Below are 18,553 nucleotides of genomic sequence, written 5' to 3' on the forward strand. Positions count from 1 at the left end.
CCCGTGCCGGACTCCCGTCAGACCTCTTCGACGCTGCTCGGCTCGCGCCGGGACAGGTCGATGCCGAGCTCCTCCGCAGCGCGGAAGACGTCCTCGTCGGTGTCGCGCATCTCGATGGACATGCCGTCCGAGGACAGCACCTCCACGTTGAGGCACAGGGACTGCATCTCCTTGATGAGCACCTTGAAGGACTCGGGGATGCCGGGCTCGGGGATGTTCTCGCCCTTGACGATGGCCTCGTAGACCTTCACGCGGCCGGTGACGTCGTCGGACTTGATCGTCAGCAGCTCCTGGAGGGCGTACGCGGCGCCGTAAGCCTCCAGCGCCCACACCTCCATCTCACCGAAGCGCTGGCCACCGAACTGAGCCTTACCACCCAGCGGCTGCTGGGTGATCATCGAGTACGGACCGGTCGAGCGGGCGTGCAGCTTGTCGTCGACCAGGTGGTGGAGCTTGAGGATGTACATGTACCCGACCGAGATCGGGTCCGGGAACGGCTCGCCGGAGCGGCCGTCGAACAGCCGGGCCTTGCCGGACGGGAGCACCATGCGCTCACCGTCGCGGTTCGGGATGGTGTGCTGCAGCAGACCGGCCAGCTCGTCCTCGCGCGCACCGTCGAAGACCGGGGTGGCGACGTTGGTGCCGGGCTCGACCTGGTCGGCGCCGATGACCTGGAGGCGCTGCGCCCACTCGTCCGCGAGGCCGGAGACGTCCCAGCCGCGGCTGGCGAGCCAGCCGAGGTGGATCTCCAGGACCTGTCCCGGGTTCATTCGGGACGGGACACCCAGCGGGTTGAGGATGATGTCGACCGGGGTGCCGTCCTCCAGGAACGGCATGTCCTCGATCGGCAGGATCTTGGAGATGACGCCCTTGTTGCCGTGACGGCCGGCGAGCTTGTCACCGTCGGTGATCTTGCGCTTCTGCGCGACGTACACGCGCACCAGCTGGTTCACACCGGGGGGAAGCTCGTCGCCCTCCTCGCGGTCGAAGACGCGCACGCCGATGACCTTGCCGGTCTCACCGTGCGGCACCTTCAGCGAGGTGTCGCGGACCTCACGGGCCTTCTCGCCGAAGATCGCGCGGAGCAGGCGCTCCTCCGGGGTCAGCTCGGTCTCACCCTTGGGCGTGACCTTGCCGACGAGGATGTCGCCGGCGACGACCTCGGCACCGATCCGGATGATGCCGCGCTCGTCGAGGTCGGCGAGGACCTCCTCGGAGACGTTCGGGATGTCCCGGGTGATCTCCTCCGGGCCGAGCTTGGTGTCACGGGCGTCGACCTCGTGCTCCTCGATGTGGATCGAGGAGAGGACGTCGTCCTGCACGAGGCGCTGCGACAGGATGATCGCGTCCTCGTAGTTGTGACCCTCCCACGGCATGAACGCGACCAGCAGGTTCTTGCCGAGCGCCATCTCACCGTTCTCGGTGGCGGGGCCGTCGGCGAGGACCTGGCCCTCGATCACCCGGTCGCCCTCGGAGACGACGACCTTCTGGTTGACCGAGGTGCCCTGGTTGGAGCGGGAGAACTTGGCGACGCGGTACGTGGTGTACGTGCCGTCGTCGTTGGCGACGGTGACGTAGTCGGCCGAGACCTCCTGGATGACACCGTCCTTCTCGGCCTTGATGACGTCGCCGGCGTCGGTGGCACAGCGGTACTCCATGCCGGTGCCGACCAGCGGCGCCTCCGCCTTGATCAGCGGAACGGCCTGGCGCATCATGTTCGCGCCCATGAGGGCACGGTTGGCGTCGTCGTGCTCGAGGAACGGGATCATGGCGGTCGCGACCGACACCATCTGGCGCGGCGAGACGTCCATGTAGTCCACGTCGTCGGGCGCGACGTAGTCGACCTCGCCGCCACGGCGGCGGACCAGCACGCGGGCCTCGGCGAACCGGAGCTCGTCGGTCAGCGGCGCGTTGGCCTGGGCGATGACGAAGCGGTCCTCCTCGTCGGCGGTCAGGTAGTCGACCTCGTCGGTGACCTGACCCTCGACGACCTTGCGGTACGGCGTCTCGACGAAGCCGAACGCGTTGACGCGGCCGTACGAGGCGAGCGAGCCGATCAGACCGATGTTCGGGCCTTCGGGGGTCTCGATCGGGCACATGCGTCCGTAGTGGGACGGGTGCACGTCACGGACCTCGAAGCCGGCCCGCTCACGGGACAGACCACCCGGGCCGAGCGCGGACAGACGACGCTTGTGCGTCAGCCCGGACAGCGGGTTGTTCTGGTCCATGAACTGCGACAGCTGGCTGGTGCCGAAGAACTCCTTGATGGAGGCGACGACCGGCCGGATGTTGATCAGGGTCTGCGGCGTGATCGCCTCGACGTCCTGGGTCGTCATGCGCTCGCGCACGACGCGCTCCATCCGGGCCAGACCCGTGCGGACCTGGTTCTGGATGAGCTCGCCGACGTTGCGCAGACGACGGTTGCCGAAGTGGTCGATGTCGTCGGTCTCGACGACGATCTGGGTGCCGTTCTCGCCGATCGTCTCGGTCTCGCCCGCGTGGAGCTTGACCAGGTACTTGATCGTGGCGATGACGTCGTCGGTGGTGAGCACACCGGCGTCCAGCGGCTCGTCGGCGCCGAGCTTCTTGTTCACCTTGTAGCGGCCGACCTTGGCGAGGTCGTAGCGCTTGGGGTTGAAGTAGAGGTTCTCGAGCAGCGTCTGAGCGGCCTCACGCGTCGGCGGCTCGCCCGGGCGCAGCTTGCGGTAGATGTCGAGCAGCGCGTCGTCCTGGCCCTGGGTGTGGTCCTTCTCCAGGGTGGCGCGCATGGACTCGTACTCGCCGAACTCCTGGAGGATCTGCTCGGTGGTCCAGCCGAGCGCCTTGAGGAGGACGGTGACGGACTGCTTGCGCTTGCGGTCGATGCGGACACCGACCATGTCGCGCTTGTCGATCTCCATCTCCAGCCAGGCACCCCGGGACGGGATGATCTTGGCGGAGAAGATGTCCTTGTCGGACGTCTTGTCGATGGAGGAGTCGAAGTAGACACCCGGCGAGCGGACGAGCTGCGACACCACGACACGCTCGGTGCCGTTGATGACGAAGGTGCCCTTGTTGGTCATGAGCGGGAAGTCGCCCATGAAGACCGTCTGGGACTTGATCTCGCCGGTCTCGTTGTTGGTGAACTCGGCCGTGACGAAGAGCGGCGCGGCGTACGTGAAGTCGCGCTCCTTGCACTCGTCGATCGAGTTCTTGGGGGGCTCGAAGCGGTGGTCGCGGAAAGTCAGCGACATCGACCCGGAGAAGTCCTCGATCGGCGAGATCTCCTCGAAGATCTCCTCGAGGCCGGACTTGGTGGGGACGTCCTGTCCGGACTCCAGAGCCGCCTCGACACGAGCCTTCCACGCGGCGTTGCCGAGCAGCCAGTCAAAGCTCTCGGTCTGCAGCGCGAGGAGGTTCGGAACCTCGAGGGGCTCCTTGATCTTTGCAAAGGAGATGCGCAGCGGGGCGGTGCTTGCGCCGTTGTTCGTATTCGCGGTCGAGGCGTTGCGCGAGGCGGCCAAGAGGGGGTCCTTCCGAGGGCTCGGACTCACTACGCGCGTACCGGTCCCACGCCGGACACGGAGACAGACTTCCCGATTCGACCAAAAGACCAGGTCAGGAGGGTCGGTCAACTGTGCTCTTGCGAGGGTATGCCCCTGGTGACGGGCAGGGGGCAGCTAACAGGCAGCGCAAAGGGTCAGTGTAGCCACTTGGCCCACTGATGTCCAGGGCGGGTAAATCGCGACCCTCGTTGTTCTCAACTCCGCGGCACCTCGCGCCGTTGGCGCACATCGATACTGCCCGTTCGGCCGCCGATCCATGCCTCGGATCCGGATCGTTGACGGCGCGTCCTGAGAATTGCGCGCGGCGTGCGGTTCGTCAAGGCCCCCGGCCGTCCGGGGCCATGCGGGGCGCACGGCGAAGATCACCATACTCCGCGTCCGGCTCAGCGCAAGGCAGGCGTCCCGAGCACGCCGAAGGGCGACCACCCGGATGGGTGATCGCCCTTCGAGAACGCCCTGTACGAGCGTCTGAGCGGGTCGGGAGACCCGCAGGGTGTTACTTGACCTCGACCGAGGCGCCGGCGGCCTTGAGGGACTCGGCAGCCTTCTCGGCGGCCTCCTTGGCGACCTTCTCGAGGACCGGCTTCGGGGTGCCGTCCACGAGGTCCTTGGCCTCCTTCAGACCCAGGGAGGTCAGCTCACGCACGACCTTGATGACCTGGATCTTCTTGTCGCCGGCGCCGGTGAGGATGACGTCGAACTCGTCCTTCTCCTCGACGGCCTCGGCGGCAGCGGCACCGGCGCCACCGGCGGCGGCAACGGCGACCGGGGCGGCGGCGGTGACGTCGAACTTCTCCTCGAACGCGGAGACGAACGCGGCGAGCTCGATGAGGGTCATCTCCTCGAACTGCGCGAGCAGGTCGTCCTGAGACAGCTTCGCCATGATGGCGGTCCTTCCACTAATTCGGCTGGTGCCGGGTGTACATGTGAGGCGGGCGTACGTTGGGCCCGCTGCGACCGTCGCCCCTAGGGGGCCACGATCAATGCGCGAGCCGAATTACTCGGCACCGCCCTGCTCGGCCTGCTTGGCACGGAGCGCGTCCACGGTGCGGACGAGCTTCGAGGGAAGCGCCTGGAAGAGCGCGGCAGCCTGGGACTGCTTGCCCTTCATGGCGCCCGCCAGCTTGGCGAGCAGAACCTCGCGGGACTCGAGGTCCGCGAGCTTCTTGATCTCATCGGCGGAGATGGCCTTGCCATCAAGGACACCGCCCTTGATGATCAGGTTGGGGTTCTCCTTGGCGAAGTCACGAAGACCCTTCGCCGACTCCACCGGGTCACCGGTGATGAAGGCGACAGCCGTCGGACCAGCGAACTGGTCGTCCAGCGTCGAGATCCCGGCCTCGTTGGCCGCAATCTTGGTCAGCGTGTTCTTCACCACGGCGTACTGGGCGTTCTCACCGAGCGAACGGCGCAGCTGCTTGAGCTGTGCCACGGTGAGACCGCGGTACTCGGTCAGCACGGCGGCGTTCGAGCTGCGGAACTTGTCCGTCAGCTCGGCAACCGCAGCAGACTTGTCGGGCCTCGCCATGAGCCTCGGCCTCCTTCCGGGTGATTCGGACCGCATGGGCTGAAGGAAGGAGACTGGGCAAAACGAAACGCCCCGGCGCAGGCGCACGGGGCGTGACTCGACCAGGTGTAATCACCTGGGAGTACATCCACTGTCACCTGCGCGGGTCGTCCGCAGCTAGCGGATCCTTCGGCCGCCGCGACTCTGACGAGCGCAGCAACGACCAGCGGTCTTTGGCTTCTGTGGAAGAGTACGGGAAGGCCCCGGCGCCAGGCAAATCGCCCGCCCGGCCCAGCGGCGGGCAGGGCGGACGGGCCCGTCGGCCGGGATGCTACGGGCCGGGGCGCTACGGGCCGGCACTACGGGCCGGCGCCGAGGCCGGGCCGCGCGGGCGGCACCGCCTCGCGCGGACCCCGGGCACCGGACCGGGCGTGGCCCCCGGGTCAGAGACCGCCGCCGGAGACCCCGGCGGAGGCACCGGCCCCGGCGGAGGCGCCCTGGGCCGCCCCCTGGCCCGCGCCCATCTGCTCCATCAGCTTCATGAAGTCGAACGTCTCGGAGGCCGGCGGCGCCGTGACGTCGGCCTTCACCCCGTAGTCCGAGTAGTGGGCGACGATCTTCACCTGGCCCTGGGGCATCGCCATGCCCAGGTCCATCTTGGCCGGGTAGCCGTCCTCGTCGACCCAGACCTCGGTGTCGTACCCCTTGACGCCGGACTTCTCGATCGCGGCGACCAGCTCCTTGCGCTCCTTCTCGGAGAGGACGCCGAGGGACGAGTTGGACGCGACGACGTCCTTGACCGAGAGCGTGCCCTTGTAGTGCTGGGTCTGGACGCCGTCGATCTTCTCGGGGCCGACGTGCTTCAGGTTCGGCGACTCCAGGAGCAGCGCGAGCTGCTGGGCCGGGGACTGGTTCATGTCCTCCATGCCGCGGGTCATCTGCTTCTGGATCTGCGGGTCGCCGGAGGCCTTCGCCATCGCGGCGAGGTCCATCTTCATCCAGCGCTTGCCGTCCATCTCGGCGGCGGCCTTGGTGCCGAGGTCCATGTACATGGCGTCGCCGAGCCACTTCATCCGGATCTGCTCCGGCATCTCCGAGCCGGACCCCGCCCCGGAGCCGCCCGCCATCTCCGGCGGCATCTTCATGGTCATGTCCATCAGCATCGGGTCCCAGCCCATGACGCCGGACATCTCCATCGTCCCGGACTCGCCCGGCACCCCGGCCATGGTCATCGACATCCGGACCTTGGCGGTCTTCGCCTCCGCCGTCTTCTTGTAGGCGGCCTGGACGACCTTGGTCACGGCGTCCCGGGACTGCGTCTCGGGCGCCCCGGCGGCCTTCTTGCCGCTCGTCTCCTCGCCCTGACAGCCGACGACCCCCACCAGGACCGTGATCGCGACCGCGGACATGCCTACACGCGTGCGTACGGACATACGCCTGCCCCCACCCCTTGTGCTCTCCCTATGAGTACACAAATGACACTAACGCACGCCTCTGACAACCTCCCGGAAATACGGCCGGCCCCCGCCGCTCCTGAGAGCTGCGGGGGCCGGTCGCTGTGTACGGGACACGAGACCCGTCGACTGCCGTCAGGTTCAGACGGCGGCCGGGTCCTCCTCGACGAGGAGGTTGCGGGTGCGGTTGGCGTCCAGCGGGATGCCGGGGCCCATCGTGGTGGTCAGGGTCGCCTTCTTGATGTAGCGGCCCTTCGCGGCGGACGGCTTCAGACGGAGGATCTCCTCCAGCGCCGCCGCGTAGTTCTCGACCAGCTTCGTCTCGTCGAAGGAAACCTTGCCGATGATGAAGTGCAGGTTCGAGTGCTTGTCGACGCGGAACTCGATCTTGCCGCCCTTGATGTCGTTGACGGCCTTGGCGACGTCCATCGTGACGGTGCCGGTCTTCGGGTTCGGCATCAGACCACGCGGGCCGAGGACGCGGCCGAGGCGGCCGACCTTGCCCATGAGGTCCGGGGTGGCGACGACCGCGTCGAACTCGTTCAGGCGGTTGCCCTTGGAGATCTCGTCGATCAGTTCGTCGGAGCCGACGATGTCGGCGCCCGCGGCTTCCGCGGCCGCAGCACGGTCACCGGTCGCGAAGACCAGGACCCGGGCGGTCTTGCCGGTGCCGTGCGGAAGGTTCACGGTGCCACGGACCATCTGGTCGGCCTTGCGCGGGTCAACGCCCAGGCGGAAGGCGACCTCGACGGTGCCGTCGAACTTGGTGGCGGCGGTGTCCTTGGCGAGACGGACGGCCTCGAGGGGGGCGTAGTTGCGCTCCCGGTCGATCTTGGCGTCCGCGCCGCGGAGTGCCTTGCTGCGCTTCACTGCTTCTCCTGGTGTGGTTCAGGTGTGGAGTCGTGGTGCGGGCCGGCGCGTGGCCCTCCCACAGGTCGTACGGGGGCTGCTCAGCCCTCGACCGTGATGCCCATGGAACGGGCGGTGCCGGCGATGATCTTCTCGGCGGCGTCCAGGTCGTTGGCGTTGAGGTCGGGCAGCTTGACCGAGGCGATCTCGCGGACCTGGGCGCTCGTGAGCTTGGCGACCTTGGTCTTGTGCGGCTCGCCGGAGCCCTTGTCCACACCCGCGGCCTTGAGGATCAGCTTGGCGGCCGGCGGAGTCTTGGTGATGAAGGTGAAGGAGCGGTCCTCGTAGACCGTGATCTCCACCGGCACGACCATGCCACGCTGCGACTCGGTCGCGGCGTTGTAGGCCTTGCAGAACTCCATGATGTTGACGCCGTGCTGACCCAGGGCGGGGCCGACCGGCGGAGCCGGGTTGGCCGCACCGGCCTGGATCTGGAGCTTGATAAGCCCCGTGACCTTCTTCTTCTTGGGAGGCATTGCTCTCTCCGGGTCCTAGTGAGAGTTTTCAGCCGCCATCCGACGTCATCCGGATGGAGGCATACCGCACAACGATAACGGGTATCCATGCGCGGCCAAAAACCGAGCAGGTCAGAACGGGCGTGAAGCCCGGTCTGACCTGTTCGGAAGCCGTATGTGTCAGTTCTTCTGGATCTGGTCGAAGCTCAGCTCGACCGGGGTCTCGCGGCCGAAGATCTCGACGAGGCCCTTGACCTTCTTCGAGTCGGCGTTGATCTCGTTGATCGTGGCCTGGAGCGTGGCGAACGGGCCGTCGGTGACGGTGACCGAGTCGCCCACCTCGAAGTCCAGCACCTGGACCTCGACCTTGCGGGCCGGAGCCGGCTTGCCCTCGGCCTCGGCGGCCTCGCGGGCGGCCTTCTCCTCGGCCTCGGGGGCGAGCATCTTGACGATCTCGTCCAGGGTCAGCGGGTACGGGTCGTAGGCGTTGCCCACGAAGCCGGTGACGCCGGGCGTGTTGCGGACGACGCCCCAGGACTCGTTCGTCAGGTCCATCCGGACGAGGACGTAACCGGGCAGCTTGTTCTGCCGGACGTTCTTCCGCTCGCCGTTCTTGATCTGGACGATCTCTTCCTCGGGGACCTCGGCCTGGTAGATGAAGTCCTCGACGTTCAGCGAGACGGCGCGCTGCTCCAGGTTGGCCTTCACGCGCTTCTCGTAGCCCGCGTAGGTGTGGATCACGTACCACTCGCCGGGCAGACCGCGCAGCTCGTCGCGGAGGGCGGCGATCGGGTCGGCCGGCGCCTCCGGCTCGGCCTCGGCGGCGGCCTCGTCCTCGGTGTCCGTGTCCTCGGCGTCCTGGACGGTCTCGGCGTCCTCGGCGTTCTCGACGCCGGCCTCGGCATCCTCGGTGTCGGCGTCGGCCTCGGCGGGCTCGTCGGCCCCCGCCTCGGCGGCCTCCTCGTCCGCGCCCTCGTCCTCGACGTGGAGCGCGGCGTCCTCGGCGGCCTCGCCGACAGCGGCGTCCGCAGCTTCCGCCTGGTCCTCGTCGGCCGCCTCGACGACGTCGAGCTCGTCCTGGGCGGACTCGTTCAGGTTCGGGTCAGACACGGTGGCTGCTTCTTCCTGGATACAGATGGGGTGGAACATGCGAAAAGGGGCGCCGGGATGGGCGCCCTCCGCGGGAATCAGCCGAAGACGTACTTGACTGCTTCCTGGAAGCCGAGGTCAATCACGGTCACCAGACCGATCATGATGACGACGAAGACGATAACGACGGTCGTGTACGTCGTCAGCTGGCTGCGAGTCGGCCAGACGACCTTGCGCAGCTCGGCGACAATCTGGCGGTAGAAGAGCGCGAGACGGCCCAGCGGGCCCTTCTTTCCGCGCTTGCCGCCCTTGCGGCCCTTCTTCTTCGACTCCTGTGCTTCGTCCTCGGCATCAGGCATGTCGATGGAGCCTACGGCATCCGTCACGTCTCTCACCTGATTCCGGGTCGGCCGTGCCGCGCCCGGGTGGAGCCGCACGGCGGTGCAATGAAGTACATACCTGCGCACACAACCTGGCGGTGTGTGTAGCAGGGCCGGAGGGACTTGAACCCCCAACCGCCGGTTTTGGAGACCGGTGCTCTACCAATTGAGCTACGACCCTTTGTGGTTCTCCCCCAACCTACCGCATCCGTGGAAGTGGTCGGTGAGGGCCAACGAGCAGAGAGTGTACGTGGTCAGCGGCCCCGCGTCGAACAGATAGCTCCGGACGCGACCCGCGCACCGGCGGCGCGCCCCGGCAGCGGCCCGCCCCGGAGCCCGCCCCGGACCCTTCCCCGCGCCCCGCCGCCGGGCCCGGCCACGGCCCGCCCGACCCTGCCGCGGGATCCCGGCCCCGCCGTCTTTCCCGGTCTGGGACGATGGCCGCATGAGCGCTGCTACCCCTCCCACCGAGCGCCGGGTCTCCGCCCGAGTCGGCGCGATCTCCGAGTCCGCGACCCTCGCCGTCGACGCCAAGGCCAAGGCCCTCAAGGCCGCCGGCCGTCCGGTGATCGGCTTCGGCGCGGGCGAGCCCGACTTCCCGACGCCCGACTACATCGTCGAGGCGGCGGTCGAGGCGTGCCGCAACCCGAAGTACCACCGCTACACCCCGGCGGGCGGGCTGCCCGAGCTGAAGGCCGCGATCGCCGCCAAGACGCTGCGCGACTCGGGGTACGAGATCGACGCCTCCCAGGTGCTGGTGACCAACGGCGGCAAGCAGGCGATCTACGAGGCGTTCGCCGCGATCCTGGACCCGGGCGACGAGGTCATCGTCCCCGCTCCGTACTGGACGACGTACCCCGAGTCGATCCGGCTGGCCGGCGGTGTGCCGGTGGAGGTGGTCGCCGACGAGACCACCGGTTACCGGGTGTCGGTCGAGCAGCTGGAGGCGGCCCGGACGGAGCGGACCAAGGTCGTCCTGTTCGTCTCCCCCTCCAACCCGACGGGCGCCGTCTACAGCGAGGCCGACGCCGAGGCGATCGGCCGCTGGGCCGTGGAGCACGGCCTGTGGGTGATGACGGACGAGATCTACGAGCACCTGGTCTACGGGGACGCCACCTTCACCTCGCTGCCGGCGATCCTCCCCGAGCTGCGCGACAAGTGCGTCGTGGTCAACGGCGTCGCCAAGACGTACGCCATGACCGGCTGGCGCGTGGGGTGGATCATCGGCCCCAAGGACGTGGTGAAGGCCGCGACGAACCTCCAGTCGCACGCCACCTCCAATGTGTCGAACGTCGCTCAGGTCGCCGCGCTGGCGGCCGTCTCGGGGAGCCTGGACGCGGTGGCCGAGATGCGGTCCGCCTTCGACCGCCGCCGCCAGACGATCGTGCGGATGCTCAACGAGATCGAGGGCGTCTACTGCCCGACTCCGGAGGGCGCGTTCTACGCCTACCCGTCGGTGAAGGGGCTGCTGGGCAAGGAGATCCGCGGCAAGCGCCCGCGGACGTCGGTGGAGCTGGCGGCGCTGATCCTGGACGAGGCCGAGGTGGCCGTCGTCCCCGGTGAGGCGTTCGGCACCCCCGGCTATCTGCGGCTGTCGTACGCGCTGGGCGACCAGGACCTGGTCGAGGGCGTCTCGCGGATGCAGAAGCTGCTGGCGGAGGCCCGCGACTGACCACCTCCTCCGGAATTTCCGGAAGCGAGGAGCGGGCTCCCGGCGGTGCGCCGGGGGCCCGCTCTTCCGTTCCCGGGTACACCCGATCGGTGAAAGGGGCTCCCGCGCGGGCGGCGGTTTTGGCAAGATCTCTCAATGGAGCGCGTACGAGATCTGCGGTTGTTGCCCAAAGCCCATCTGCACCTGCACTTCACCGGGTCGATGCGGCCCGGGACGCTGCTGGAGCTGGCCGACAAGTACGGCGTCCATCTGCCCGAGGCGCTGACCGGTGGCGAGCCGCCGCAGCTGCGGGCCACCGACGAGCGGGGCTGGTTCCGCTTCCAGCGGCTCTACGACATCGCCCGGTCCTGTCTGCGGGAGCCCGAGGACATCCGGCGGCTGGTGCTCGAGGCGGCCGAGGAGGACGTCCGGGACGGCTCGGGGTGGCTGGAGATCCAGGTGGACCCCACCTCGTACGCGCCGCGCCTGGGCGGTCTGATCCCGGCGCTGGAGGTCATCCTGGACGCGGTGGAGAGCGCCTCCCGGGAGACCGGGCTCGGCATGCGGGTCCTGGTCGCGGCGAACCGGATGAAGCACCCCCTGGACGCCCGCACCCTGGCCCGGCTCGCCGTCCGGTACGCGGACCGGGGCATCGTCGGGTTCGGGCTGTCGAACGACGAGCGGCGCGGGATGGCGCGGGACTTCGACCGGGCGTTCGCGATCGCGCGGGAGGGCGGGCTGCTGGCCGCGCCGCACGGGGGCGAGCTGACCGGCCCCGCCTCCGTACGGGACTGCCTGGACGACCTGCGGGCGGCGCGCATCGGGCACGGGGTGCGGGCGGCGGAGGACCCGCGGCTGCTGCGGCGGCTGGCCGAGAGGGGCGTGACGTGCGAGGTGTGCCCGGCGTCGAACGTGGCGCTGGGCGTGTACGACAAGCCCGAGGACGTACCGCTGCGGACCCTCTTCGAGGCGGGCGTGCCGATGGCGCTGGGCGCGGACGACCCGCTGCTGTTCGGGGCCCGGCTCGCGGCGCAGTACGAGATCGCGCGCGTGCACCACGGTTTCACCGACGAGGAGCTGGCCGAGCTGGCCCGTCAGTCGGTGCGCGGCTCGGCGGCGCCCGAGGACGTCCGGGCCAAGCTGCTGTCCGGGGTGGACGACTGGCTGGCGGCTCCGTAGGGCGGGCGGCCGCCGGGCGGGCCGTCCGTCCTACGGGGCCCGCCGGCGGGGCCGACCGTCCTATGGGGCCCGCCGGCGGCGGGGAGCGGCCCTCAGAGGCTGACGCCGACCGTCACCGGCTCGTTGACCAGGGTGACGCCGAAGGCGTCCCGCACGCCCGCGACGACCTCGCGGGCCAGGGCCAGCAGGTCCTCGGTGGTGGCCTCGCCGCGGTTGGTGAGGGCCAGGGTGTGCTTGGTGGAGATGCGGGCGGGTCCGGTGCCGTACCCCTTGGTGAAGCCGGCCTTGTCGATGAGCCAGGCCGCGGAGGTCTTGACGTGCCCCTCGCCGGCCGGGAAGGCGGGCGGGGTGACGTCCGGGCCGAGGCGGTCATGGACGCGGCCCAGGAACTCCTCGTAGTGCGCCTGCTCCAGGATCGGGTTGGTGAAGAACGAGCCCGCCGACCAGGTGTCGTGGTCGTCCGGGTCGAGGACCATGCCCTTGCCGGCGCGCAGCGCGAGCACCGTCTCGCGGGCGGTGGCGGCCGGGACGCGGTCGCCGGGCTCCACCCCGAGCGCCCGGGCCGTCTCGGCGTACTTGAGCGGCGCGCTCAGGCCGCCGGCGTCCTCCAGCTCGAAGCGGACGCGCAGCACCACGAAGCGCTCGGGGTCGGCCTTGAAGCGGCTGTGGCGGTACGAGAAGTCGCAGGCGGCGTTCGGGAGGGTCACCGTCTCGCCGGAGCGGCGGTCGTAGGCGACGACCTCGGTGAGGGTGGACGCGACCTCCTGGCCGTACGCCCCCACGTTCTGGATGGGGGTGGCGCCCGCCGAGCCGGGGATGCCGGCCAGGCACTCGATGCCCGCCAGCCCGGCCTCCACCGTGCGGGCCACGGCGTCGGTCCACACCTCGCCGGCCGCCAGCTCCAGGCGCGTGCCGTCCAGGGCGAAGCCCCGGGTGGCGATGTTCAGGGCGGTGCCGTCGAAGCCCTTGTCGCCGATCACCAGGTTGGACCCGCCGCCGATCACCAGCAGCGGGGTGCCGGTGCGGTCGGCCTCGCGGACGACGGCGACGACCTCGTCGTCGGTCGTGGCCGTCACGAGCCGGGTGGCGGGGCCGCCGAGCCGGAAGGTGGTCAGCGGGGCGAGGGGGGCGTCATGGAGTTCCTGCACGCGCCCAAGACTACGGTGCGGCTCGGACAGCCCGTTCCGGTACGCGCCTGAGGGGCGCCACGCGCGCGTGGCGCCCCCCGGGCCGCGCCGGGCGGGCGGCGGGTCAGGCGAGCCGGACCACGGCGCGGGACATGCCCAGCACCTTCTGGCCGGCGCTCATGGCGGTCAGGTCGACCCGTACCCGGTTGTCGTCCAGCTTCGCGGCGACCTTGGCGCTGACCTCGATCAGGGCGCCCGTCTCGTCGTTGGGCACGACGACCGGCTTGGTGAACCGCACGCCGTACTCGACGACCGCGGCGGGGTCGCCCGTCCAGTCGGTGACCACCCGGATCGCCTCGGCCATGGTGAACATGCCGTGCGCGATGACGTCCGGCAGCCCGACCTCCTTGGCGAACTTCTCGTTCCAGTGGATCGGGTTGAAGTCGCCGGAGGCGCCGGCGTAGCGCACCAGGGTGGCGCGCGTCACGGGGAAGTCCCGGGCCGGCAGCTCGGTGCCGACCTCGACCTCGTCGTACGCGATCTTCGCGGTCATCGCCTCACGCCTCCTCGGCCGCGCGGGCCACGAGCTTGGTCCATGCCGTCACGACGTGCTCCCCGGCCTCGTCGTGGACCTCGCCGCGGACGTCGAGGATGTCGTTGCCCGCGAGCGACTTGATCGCCTCGATGGTCGAGGTGACCGTGAGCCGGTCCCCGGCCCGGACCGGGCGGGTGTAGGCGAACTTCTGGTCGCCGTGCACCACGCGGCTGTAGTCGAGTCCCAGCCGCGGGTCCGCGATCACCTCGCCGGCCGCCTTGAAGGTGATGGCGAAGACGAAGGTGGGCGGGGCGATCACCTCGGGGTGGCCGAGCGCCTTGGCGGCCTCCGTGTCGGTGTAGACCGGGTTCTCGTCCCCGATCGCCTCGGCGAACTCGCGGATCTTCTCCCGGCCGACCTCGTACGGCGCGGTGGGCGGATAGGTCCGCCCCACGAAGGACTGGTCGAGCGCCATGGACTCGCTACCTCCTGGTGTGTGGTGGGACAACGACGCGAGACAAACGACACGAGGCCGCCCCCTGACGGGGACGGCCTCGTGTACGAGCCTGGTTCAGCGCGTCTCGCGGTGCGCAGTGTGTGCGTTGCAGCGCGGGCAGTGCTTCTTCATCTCAAGACGGTCCGGGTTGTTGCGCCGGTTCTTCTTGGTGATGTAGTTCCGCTCCTTGCACTCCACGCAGGCCAGCGTGATCTTCGGGCGGACGTCGGTGGCAGCCACGTGAGTGCTCCTTGACGGACGGATGGACGGATGAACGCAGAAAAGAGTAGCCGATCGAAGGACCGACCCCACAATCGGCTACTACGTGTAGCGGTGACCGGACTTGAACCGGTGACACAGCGATTATGAGCCGCTTGCTCTACCGACTGAGCTACACCGCTTTGATACGGAGTCCCTCACCCGAAGGTGAGGGCTACCGCACCAGAGCCCCAATACGGAATCGAACCGTAGACCTTCTCCTTACCATGGAGACGCTCTGCCGACTGAGCTATTGGGGCGAGCGAGGAAGACATTACACGGTCGGCCGCCGTTCGCCCAAATCCGATTCGCGGCACCTGCCCCGCACCGTCCCGGCCGCTCCTCCCGCCCCTCCCCCACCACCCTTCCGGCCCGTGCGCCGCCCCGTCCGGAGAGCTCTTGAAGGGCCTCCGGCAGCCGTCCCGGAGCCGTCCCGCGGCCCGCGCCGGTACGACTATTGCGCTCCTCCTCGATGCCCCGCCGGACGGCCCCTAGGCTCGGACACGCTGCGTGATCGTGCCAGTACACCCGTGCACCGGTCCCTCCCGGCGGCCCCGCCGCGGATCACGCCCGAGCCACCGAGCCGCCGAGCCCGCCAGGAGCCCGATGTCCTCCGACAGCCAGCAGCCGCAGCCGCCCGAGGGCGCCACCACCGACACCACCGCCCTGCTGCTGTGCGGCGCGCGCCTCACCGACGGCCGCGCCGTCGACGTACGCGTCGGCGGCGGGCGCATCGAAGCCGTCGGCACCGCGGGCAGCCTCCCCACCCACGGCGCCCGCGTCGACCTCTCCGGCTACCTGCTGCTGCCCGCCCCCGCCGAACCCCACGGCCACGCCGACACCGCGCTCAGCGCCGACTGCCCCGGCCCCGTCTCGTACGCCACCGAGGACGTCCAGCGCCGCGCCACCGAGGCCGCGCTGCTCCAGCTCGGCCACGGCGCGACCGCGCTGCGCGCCCATGTGCGCATCGGCGACGTCCACGGCCTCGGCCCGCTGGAGGCGGTCCTCCAGGCGCGGCGCTCGCTGCGCGGGCTCGCCGACCTGACGGCCGTCGCCGTGCCCCGGCTGCTGACCGGGGTGGCCGGCGCGGACGGGCTCGCCATGCTGCGCGACGCGGTCAAGATGGGCGCCGGCGTGGTGGGCGGCTGCCCCGACCTCGACCCGGACCCGGCCGGGTACGCCGAGGCGGTCCTGGAGGTCGCCGCCGAGCACGGCTGCCCCGTGGACCTGCACACCGACGGCGACGACCCGGCGCGCCTCGCACGGCTGGCCGCCATGGCCGGCGGGCTGCGCCCCGGGGTGGCCATCGGGCCCTGCGGGGCGCTGGGGCGGCTGCCGGGGGACGCGGCGGGGCGGGCGGCCGACCAGCTCGCGGCGGCGGGCGTGACGGTCGTGTGCCTGCCGCAGGGCGGCTGCGGCGGGACCGGGGTGCGGGGCGTCACCCCGGTACGGCTGCTGCGCTCGGCGGGCGTACGGGTCGCGGCCGGCAGCGGCACCCTGCGGGACGTCGCCAACCCGGTCGGGCGGGGCGACCCGCTGGAGGCGGCGTACCTGCTGGCCTCGCAGGGCGGGCTGCGCCCGGCGGAGGCGTACGAGGCGGTGAGCGGGGCCGCCCGGGAGGCGATGGGCCTGCCCCCTGTGCGGGTGGAGGCCGGGTTCCCGGCGGAGCTGCTGGCCGTGCGCGGGGAGCGGCTGTCGGGCGTGCTGTCCCTCGCGTACAGCCGGATCGTGGTGCACCGCGGGCGGGTGGTGGCGCGGACCAGCGCCGTACGGGAGTACTGCGACTCGGCGGCGGCGCTCGAACTTCCGCGCCAGGGGCGGCCCGACGCCCGTCCGTGACGCCGATACTGCGCGCTTTCGGCCCCGGCGTCGTACGGTCGGGAGCATGCGCATTGTCATCGCAGGTGGACACGGTCAGATCGCCCTGCGGCTGGAGCGGCTGCTCTCGGCCGGCGGGCACGAGGTCGCGGGCGTCATCCGCAATCCCGAGCAGGAGGACGCCCTGCGGGAGGCCGGTGCCGAACCGGTCGTGCTGGACCTGGAGTCGGCGACCGAGGAGGCGCTGGCGGAGGTGCTGGCGGGCGCCGGCGCGGTGGTCTTCGCGGCGGGCGCCGGCCCCGGCAGCGAAGTGGGGCGCAAGGACACGGTGGACCGGGGCGCGGCGGTGCTGTGCGCGGACGCGGCGGAGCGCGCGGGCGTACGGCGCTATGTCGTCGTGTCGGCGATGGGCGCCGACGCCGGGCGCGAAGGGGACGAGGTGTTCGACGCGTACCTGCGGGCCAAGGGCGCGGCGGACGACCATGTGCGCGCCAAGCGCGGGCTGGACTGGACGATCCTGAAGCCCGGCATCCTGACGAACGACGCCGGCACCGGGCTGGTCCGCCTGGAGGCGGAGACCGGGCGCGGTCCGGTGCCGCGCGACGACGTGGCGGCCGTGCTGGCCGAGCTGGTGGAGACCCCGGCTACGGCGGGGCTGACGCTGGAGCTGGTCAGCGGCTCGGTGCCGGTGACGGTGGCCGTCAAGGCCGTGGCGGGGCAGTGATGTTCGCCGACCCGGTGGTCGTGGAGCGCGCCGAGCAGCCGTACGTCTTCATGCGGCGCTCGGTGCGGATGGACGGCTTCGCGGAGATCGCGGACCGGCTCCCCGAGCTGATCGGCTGGCTGGCGGCGCGGGACCTGGCGATCGCGGACGCGCCCTTCTTCCGCTACGTCACCGTCGACATGGCGAGCGAGTCGCTGGTGGAGGCGGGGGTGCCGGTCGCCGCGTCCTCCGCCCCGCCGGAGCCGGAGGGCGATGTCGGCGTCGCCCTGCTCCCGGCCGGCCGCTACGCCACCCTCACCCATGTCGGCCACCCGGACCGGCTGCTCGCGGCGGCGCAGTGGCTGCGCGAGTGGGCCGGCGAGAAGGGCCTGGAGTGGGACATGCGGGAGGTGGACGGCGTCGAGCGGTGGGGCTGCCGGCTGGAGTCGTACCGCACGGACCCGCGCGTGGAGCCCGACCCGTCGCGCTGGGAGACGGAGCTGGCGTTCCGCCTGGCCGACCGGGCGCCCTGAGCCGCCGCGCCCGTCCCCCGGCCCGGCGGGCGCCCCTGACGAAGATGGCCCCTGATCCGCGTTTCCGCAGATCAGGGGCCATTCAACGTGTGGCGGCGGCAGGATTCGAACCTGCGTAGGCTAAGCCGACGGATTTACAGTCCGCTCCCATTGGCCGCTCGGGCACACCGCCATGGGTTGTCGCCGGGGACGTGGCCGCTTTCGCGGTGCTCCTTGGCAACGACGTAAACGATACCCGATGTCCGGGGGTGCTCCGCCACCGGATTGATCAGCGCCGGGGGTGGGTGGGATGGCTAGGCTAGGACGACCCCTCAGCACGCGACCCAAGGAGCCACAGGACATGGCCGACTCCAGTTTCGACATCGTCTCGAAGGTCGAGCGGCAGGAGGTCGACAACGCCCTCAACCAGGCGGCGAAGGAGATCTCCCAGCGCTACGACTTCAAGAACGTCGGGGCGTCCATCAGCTGGTCCGGCGAGAAGATCCTGATGCAGGCGAACTCCGAGGAGCGGGTCACCGCCATCCTCGACGTCTTCCAGTCCAAGCTGATCAAGCGCGGTATCTCGCTGAAGGCGCTGGACGCCGGTGAGCCGCAGCTGTCCGGCAAGGAGTACAAGATCTTCGCCTCCATCGAGGAGGGCATCTCCCAGGAGAACGCCAAGAAGGTGGCGAAGGTCATCCGCGACGAGGGCCCCAAGGGCGTCAAGGCGCAGGTGCAGGGCGACGAGCTGCGGGTCAGCTCCAAGAGCCGTGACGATCTCCAGGCCGTGATCGCGCTGCTGAAGGGGCAGGACTTCGACTTCGCCCTCCAGTTCGTGAACTACCGGTAGGTCCCGGGGGCCCGTGCGGGACGGGCCGGTGCGTGACCGCCCCGGCCCGTCCGTCCGTCCGTGGCGGATCGTCGTGTCGGAAAGC

18 protein-coding genes and 4 tRNA genes are annotated in these 18,553 nt (G+C 70.3%); 6 read left to right on the plus strand and 16 right to left on the minus strand.

The annotated features are described in order from the left end of the window. Nucleotides 1-17: 17 nt before the first annotated feature. From rpoB to ACF08D_RS15200, 9 genes are all read right to left on the minus strand, one after another. Complete coding sequence (gene rpoB / locus ACF08D_RS15160) at nucleotides 18-3,503, minus strand: DNA-directed RNA polymerase subunit beta (protein ID WP_392223032.1); 3,486 nt, start codon at nucleotides 3,501-3,503, stop codon at nucleotides 18-20. A gap of 538 nt (nucleotides 3,504-4,041) precedes the next feature. Further along, nucleotides 4,042-4,428, minus strand: a complete 387-nt coding sequence (gene rplL, locus ACF08D_RS15165) for a 50S ribosomal protein L7/L12 (RefSeq protein WP_392223033.1) — start codon at nucleotides 4,426-4,428, stop codon at nucleotides 4,042-4,044. Nucleotides 4,429-4,542: 114 nt separating this feature from the next. Further along, a complete protein-coding gene (gene rplJ, locus ACF08D_RS15170; RefSeq protein ID WP_156692855.1) occupies nucleotides 4,543-5,073 on the minus strand; it encodes a 50S ribosomal protein L10 in 531 nt (176 codons plus the stop codon). Between the two features lie 422 nt (nucleotides 5,074-5,495). Continuing rightward, a complete protein-coding gene (locus tag ACF08D_RS15175) occupies nucleotides 5,496-6,461 on the minus strand; it encodes a hypothetical protein (protein WP_392223034.1) in 966 nt (321 codons plus the stop codon). Between the two features lie 186 nt (nucleotides 6,462-6,647). Beyond that, entirely contained in the window at nucleotides 6,648-7,376 is a 729-nt protein-coding gene (rplA, locus tag ACF08D_RS15180) for a 50S ribosomal protein L1 (RefSeq protein ID WP_064069965.1), read from the minus strand. An 80-nt stretch (nucleotides 7,377-7,456) separates the two neighbouring features. Further along, on the minus strand, nucleotides 7,457-7,891 hold the full coding sequence (gene rplK, locus ACF08D_RS15185; RefSeq protein WP_064069966.1) for a 50S ribosomal protein L11: 435 nt from the start codon (nucleotides 7,889-7,891) through the stop codon (nucleotides 7,457-7,459). A 159-nt stretch (nucleotides 7,892-8,050) separates the two neighbouring features. Beyond that, complete coding sequence (gene nusG, locus ACF08D_RS15190; RefSeq protein WP_392223035.1) at nucleotides 8,051-8,980, minus strand: transcription termination/antitermination protein NusG; 930 nt, start codon at nucleotides 8,978-8,980, stop codon at nucleotides 8,051-8,053. 77 nt (nucleotides 8,981-9,057) lie between these two features. Continuing rightward, nucleotides 9,058-9,345 (minus strand): preprotein translocase subunit SecE, encoded by a 288-nt coding sequence (gene secE / locus ACF08D_RS15195; protein WP_064069968.1) that lies wholly within the window; start codon nucleotides 9,343-9,345, stop codon nucleotides 9,058-9,060. Nucleotides 9,346-9,447: 102 nt separating this feature from the next. After that, nucleotides 9,448-9,520: transfer RNA gene (locus ACF08D_RS15200), tRNA-Trp, on the minus strand. A 264-nt stretch (nucleotides 9,521-9,784) separates the two neighbouring features. On the opposite strand from ACF08D_RS15200, the gene ACF08D_RS15205 reads away from it, so the two are divergent. Both ACF08D_RS15205 and ACF08D_RS15210 read left to right on the plus strand, forming a co-directional pair. After that, nucleotides 9,785-11,011, plus strand: a complete 1,227-nt coding sequence (locus ACF08D_RS15205; protein WP_392223036.1) for a pyridoxal phosphate-dependent aminotransferase — start codon at nucleotides 9,785-9,787, stop codon at nucleotides 11,009-11,011. A 135-nt stretch (nucleotides 11,012-11,146) separates the two neighbouring features. Next, complete coding sequence (locus ACF08D_RS15210) at nucleotides 11,147-12,169, plus strand: adenosine deaminase (protein WP_392223037.1); 1,023 nt, start codon at nucleotides 11,147-11,149, stop codon at nucleotides 12,167-12,169. A gap of 92 nt (nucleotides 12,170-12,261) precedes the next feature. On the opposite strand, the gene ACF08D_RS15215 is transcribed toward ACF08D_RS15210, so the two are convergent. From ACF08D_RS15215 to ACF08D_RS15240, 6 genes are all read right to left on the minus strand, one after another. Beyond that, nucleotides 12,262-13,317 (minus strand): UDP-N-acetylmuramate dehydrogenase, encoded by a 1,056-nt coding sequence (locus ACF08D_RS15215; protein WP_392223038.1) that lies wholly within the window; start codon nucleotides 13,315-13,317, stop codon nucleotides 12,262-12,264. 103 nt (nucleotides 13,318-13,420) lie between these two features. Continuing rightward, nucleotides 13,421-13,849, minus strand: coding sequence for a MaoC family dehydratase (locus ACF08D_RS15220; RefSeq protein WP_392223039.1), 429 nt, complete (start codon nucleotides 13,847-13,849; stop codon nucleotides 13,421-13,423). Between the two features lie 4 nt (nucleotides 13,850-13,853). Next, on the minus strand, nucleotides 13,854-14,306 hold the full coding sequence (locus ACF08D_RS15225; RefSeq protein ID WP_392223040.1) for a MaoC family dehydratase N-terminal domain-containing protein: 453 nt from the start codon (nucleotides 14,304-14,306) through the stop codon (nucleotides 13,854-13,856). Between the two features lie 96 nt (nucleotides 14,307-14,402). Continuing rightward, nucleotides 14,403-14,567: a 50S ribosomal protein L33 gene (gene rpmG, locus ACF08D_RS15230; protein ID WP_003948671.1), complete on the minus strand. Its 165-nt coding sequence runs from the start codon at nucleotides 14,565-14,567 to the stop codon at nucleotides 14,403-14,405. Nucleotides 14,568-14,655: 88 nt separating this feature from the next. Next, nucleotides 14,656-14,728: transfer RNA gene (locus ACF08D_RS15235), tRNA-Met, on the minus strand. A 44-nt stretch (nucleotides 14,729-14,772) separates the two neighbouring features. Then, nucleotides 14,773-14,845: transfer RNA gene (locus ACF08D_RS15240), tRNA-Thr, on the minus strand. Nucleotides 14,846-15,191: 346 nt separating this feature from the next. Between ACF08D_RS15240 and ACF08D_RS15245 the strand changes: the two genes are divergently transcribed. From ACF08D_RS15245 to ACF08D_RS15255, 3 genes are read left to right on the plus strand one after another with little or no spacing between them, the layout of a single operon-like run. After that, nucleotides 15,192-16,424, plus strand: coding sequence for an amidohydrolase family protein (locus ACF08D_RS15245; protein WP_392223041.1), 1,233 nt, complete (start codon nucleotides 15,192-15,194; stop codon nucleotides 16,422-16,424). A gap of 46 nt (nucleotides 16,425-16,470) precedes the next feature. Continuing rightward, nucleotides 16,471-17,127, plus strand: coding sequence for an SDR family oxidoreductase (locus tag ACF08D_RS15250; RefSeq protein ID WP_392223042.1), 657 nt, complete (start codon nucleotides 16,471-16,473; stop codon nucleotides 17,125-17,127). Next, nucleotides 17,127-17,639 carry a GyrI-like domain-containing protein gene (locus tag ACF08D_RS15255; RefSeq protein WP_392223043.1) on the plus strand — a complete coding sequence of 171 codons (513 nt, stop codon included), beginning with the start codon at nucleotides 17,127-17,129 and terminating at the stop codon, nucleotides 17,637-17,639. The genes ACF08D_RS15250 and ACF08D_RS15255 overlap by 1 nt, the downstream gene beginning before the upstream one ends. Before the next feature lie 90 nt (nucleotides 17,640-17,729). On the opposite strand, the gene ACF08D_RS15260 is transcribed toward ACF08D_RS15255, so the two are convergent. Then, a tRNA-Tyr gene (locus tag ACF08D_RS15260) sits at nucleotides 17,730-17,811 on the minus strand. Nucleotides 17,812-17,979: 168 nt separating this feature from the next. Between ACF08D_RS15260 and ACF08D_RS15265 the strand changes: the two genes are divergently transcribed. After that, entirely contained in the window at nucleotides 17,980-18,468 is a 489-nt protein-coding gene (locus tag ACF08D_RS15265) for a YajQ family cyclic di-GMP-binding protein (protein ID WP_338677285.1), read from the plus strand. The last annotated feature ends 85 nt before the right edge of the window (nucleotides 18,469-18,553 follow it).

Origin of the sequence: Streptomyces sp. NPDC015131, from assembly GCF_043079975.1 — a bacterium.
Lineage (GTDB): Bacteria > Actinomycetota > Actinomycetes > Streptomycetales > Streptomycetaceae > Streptomyces.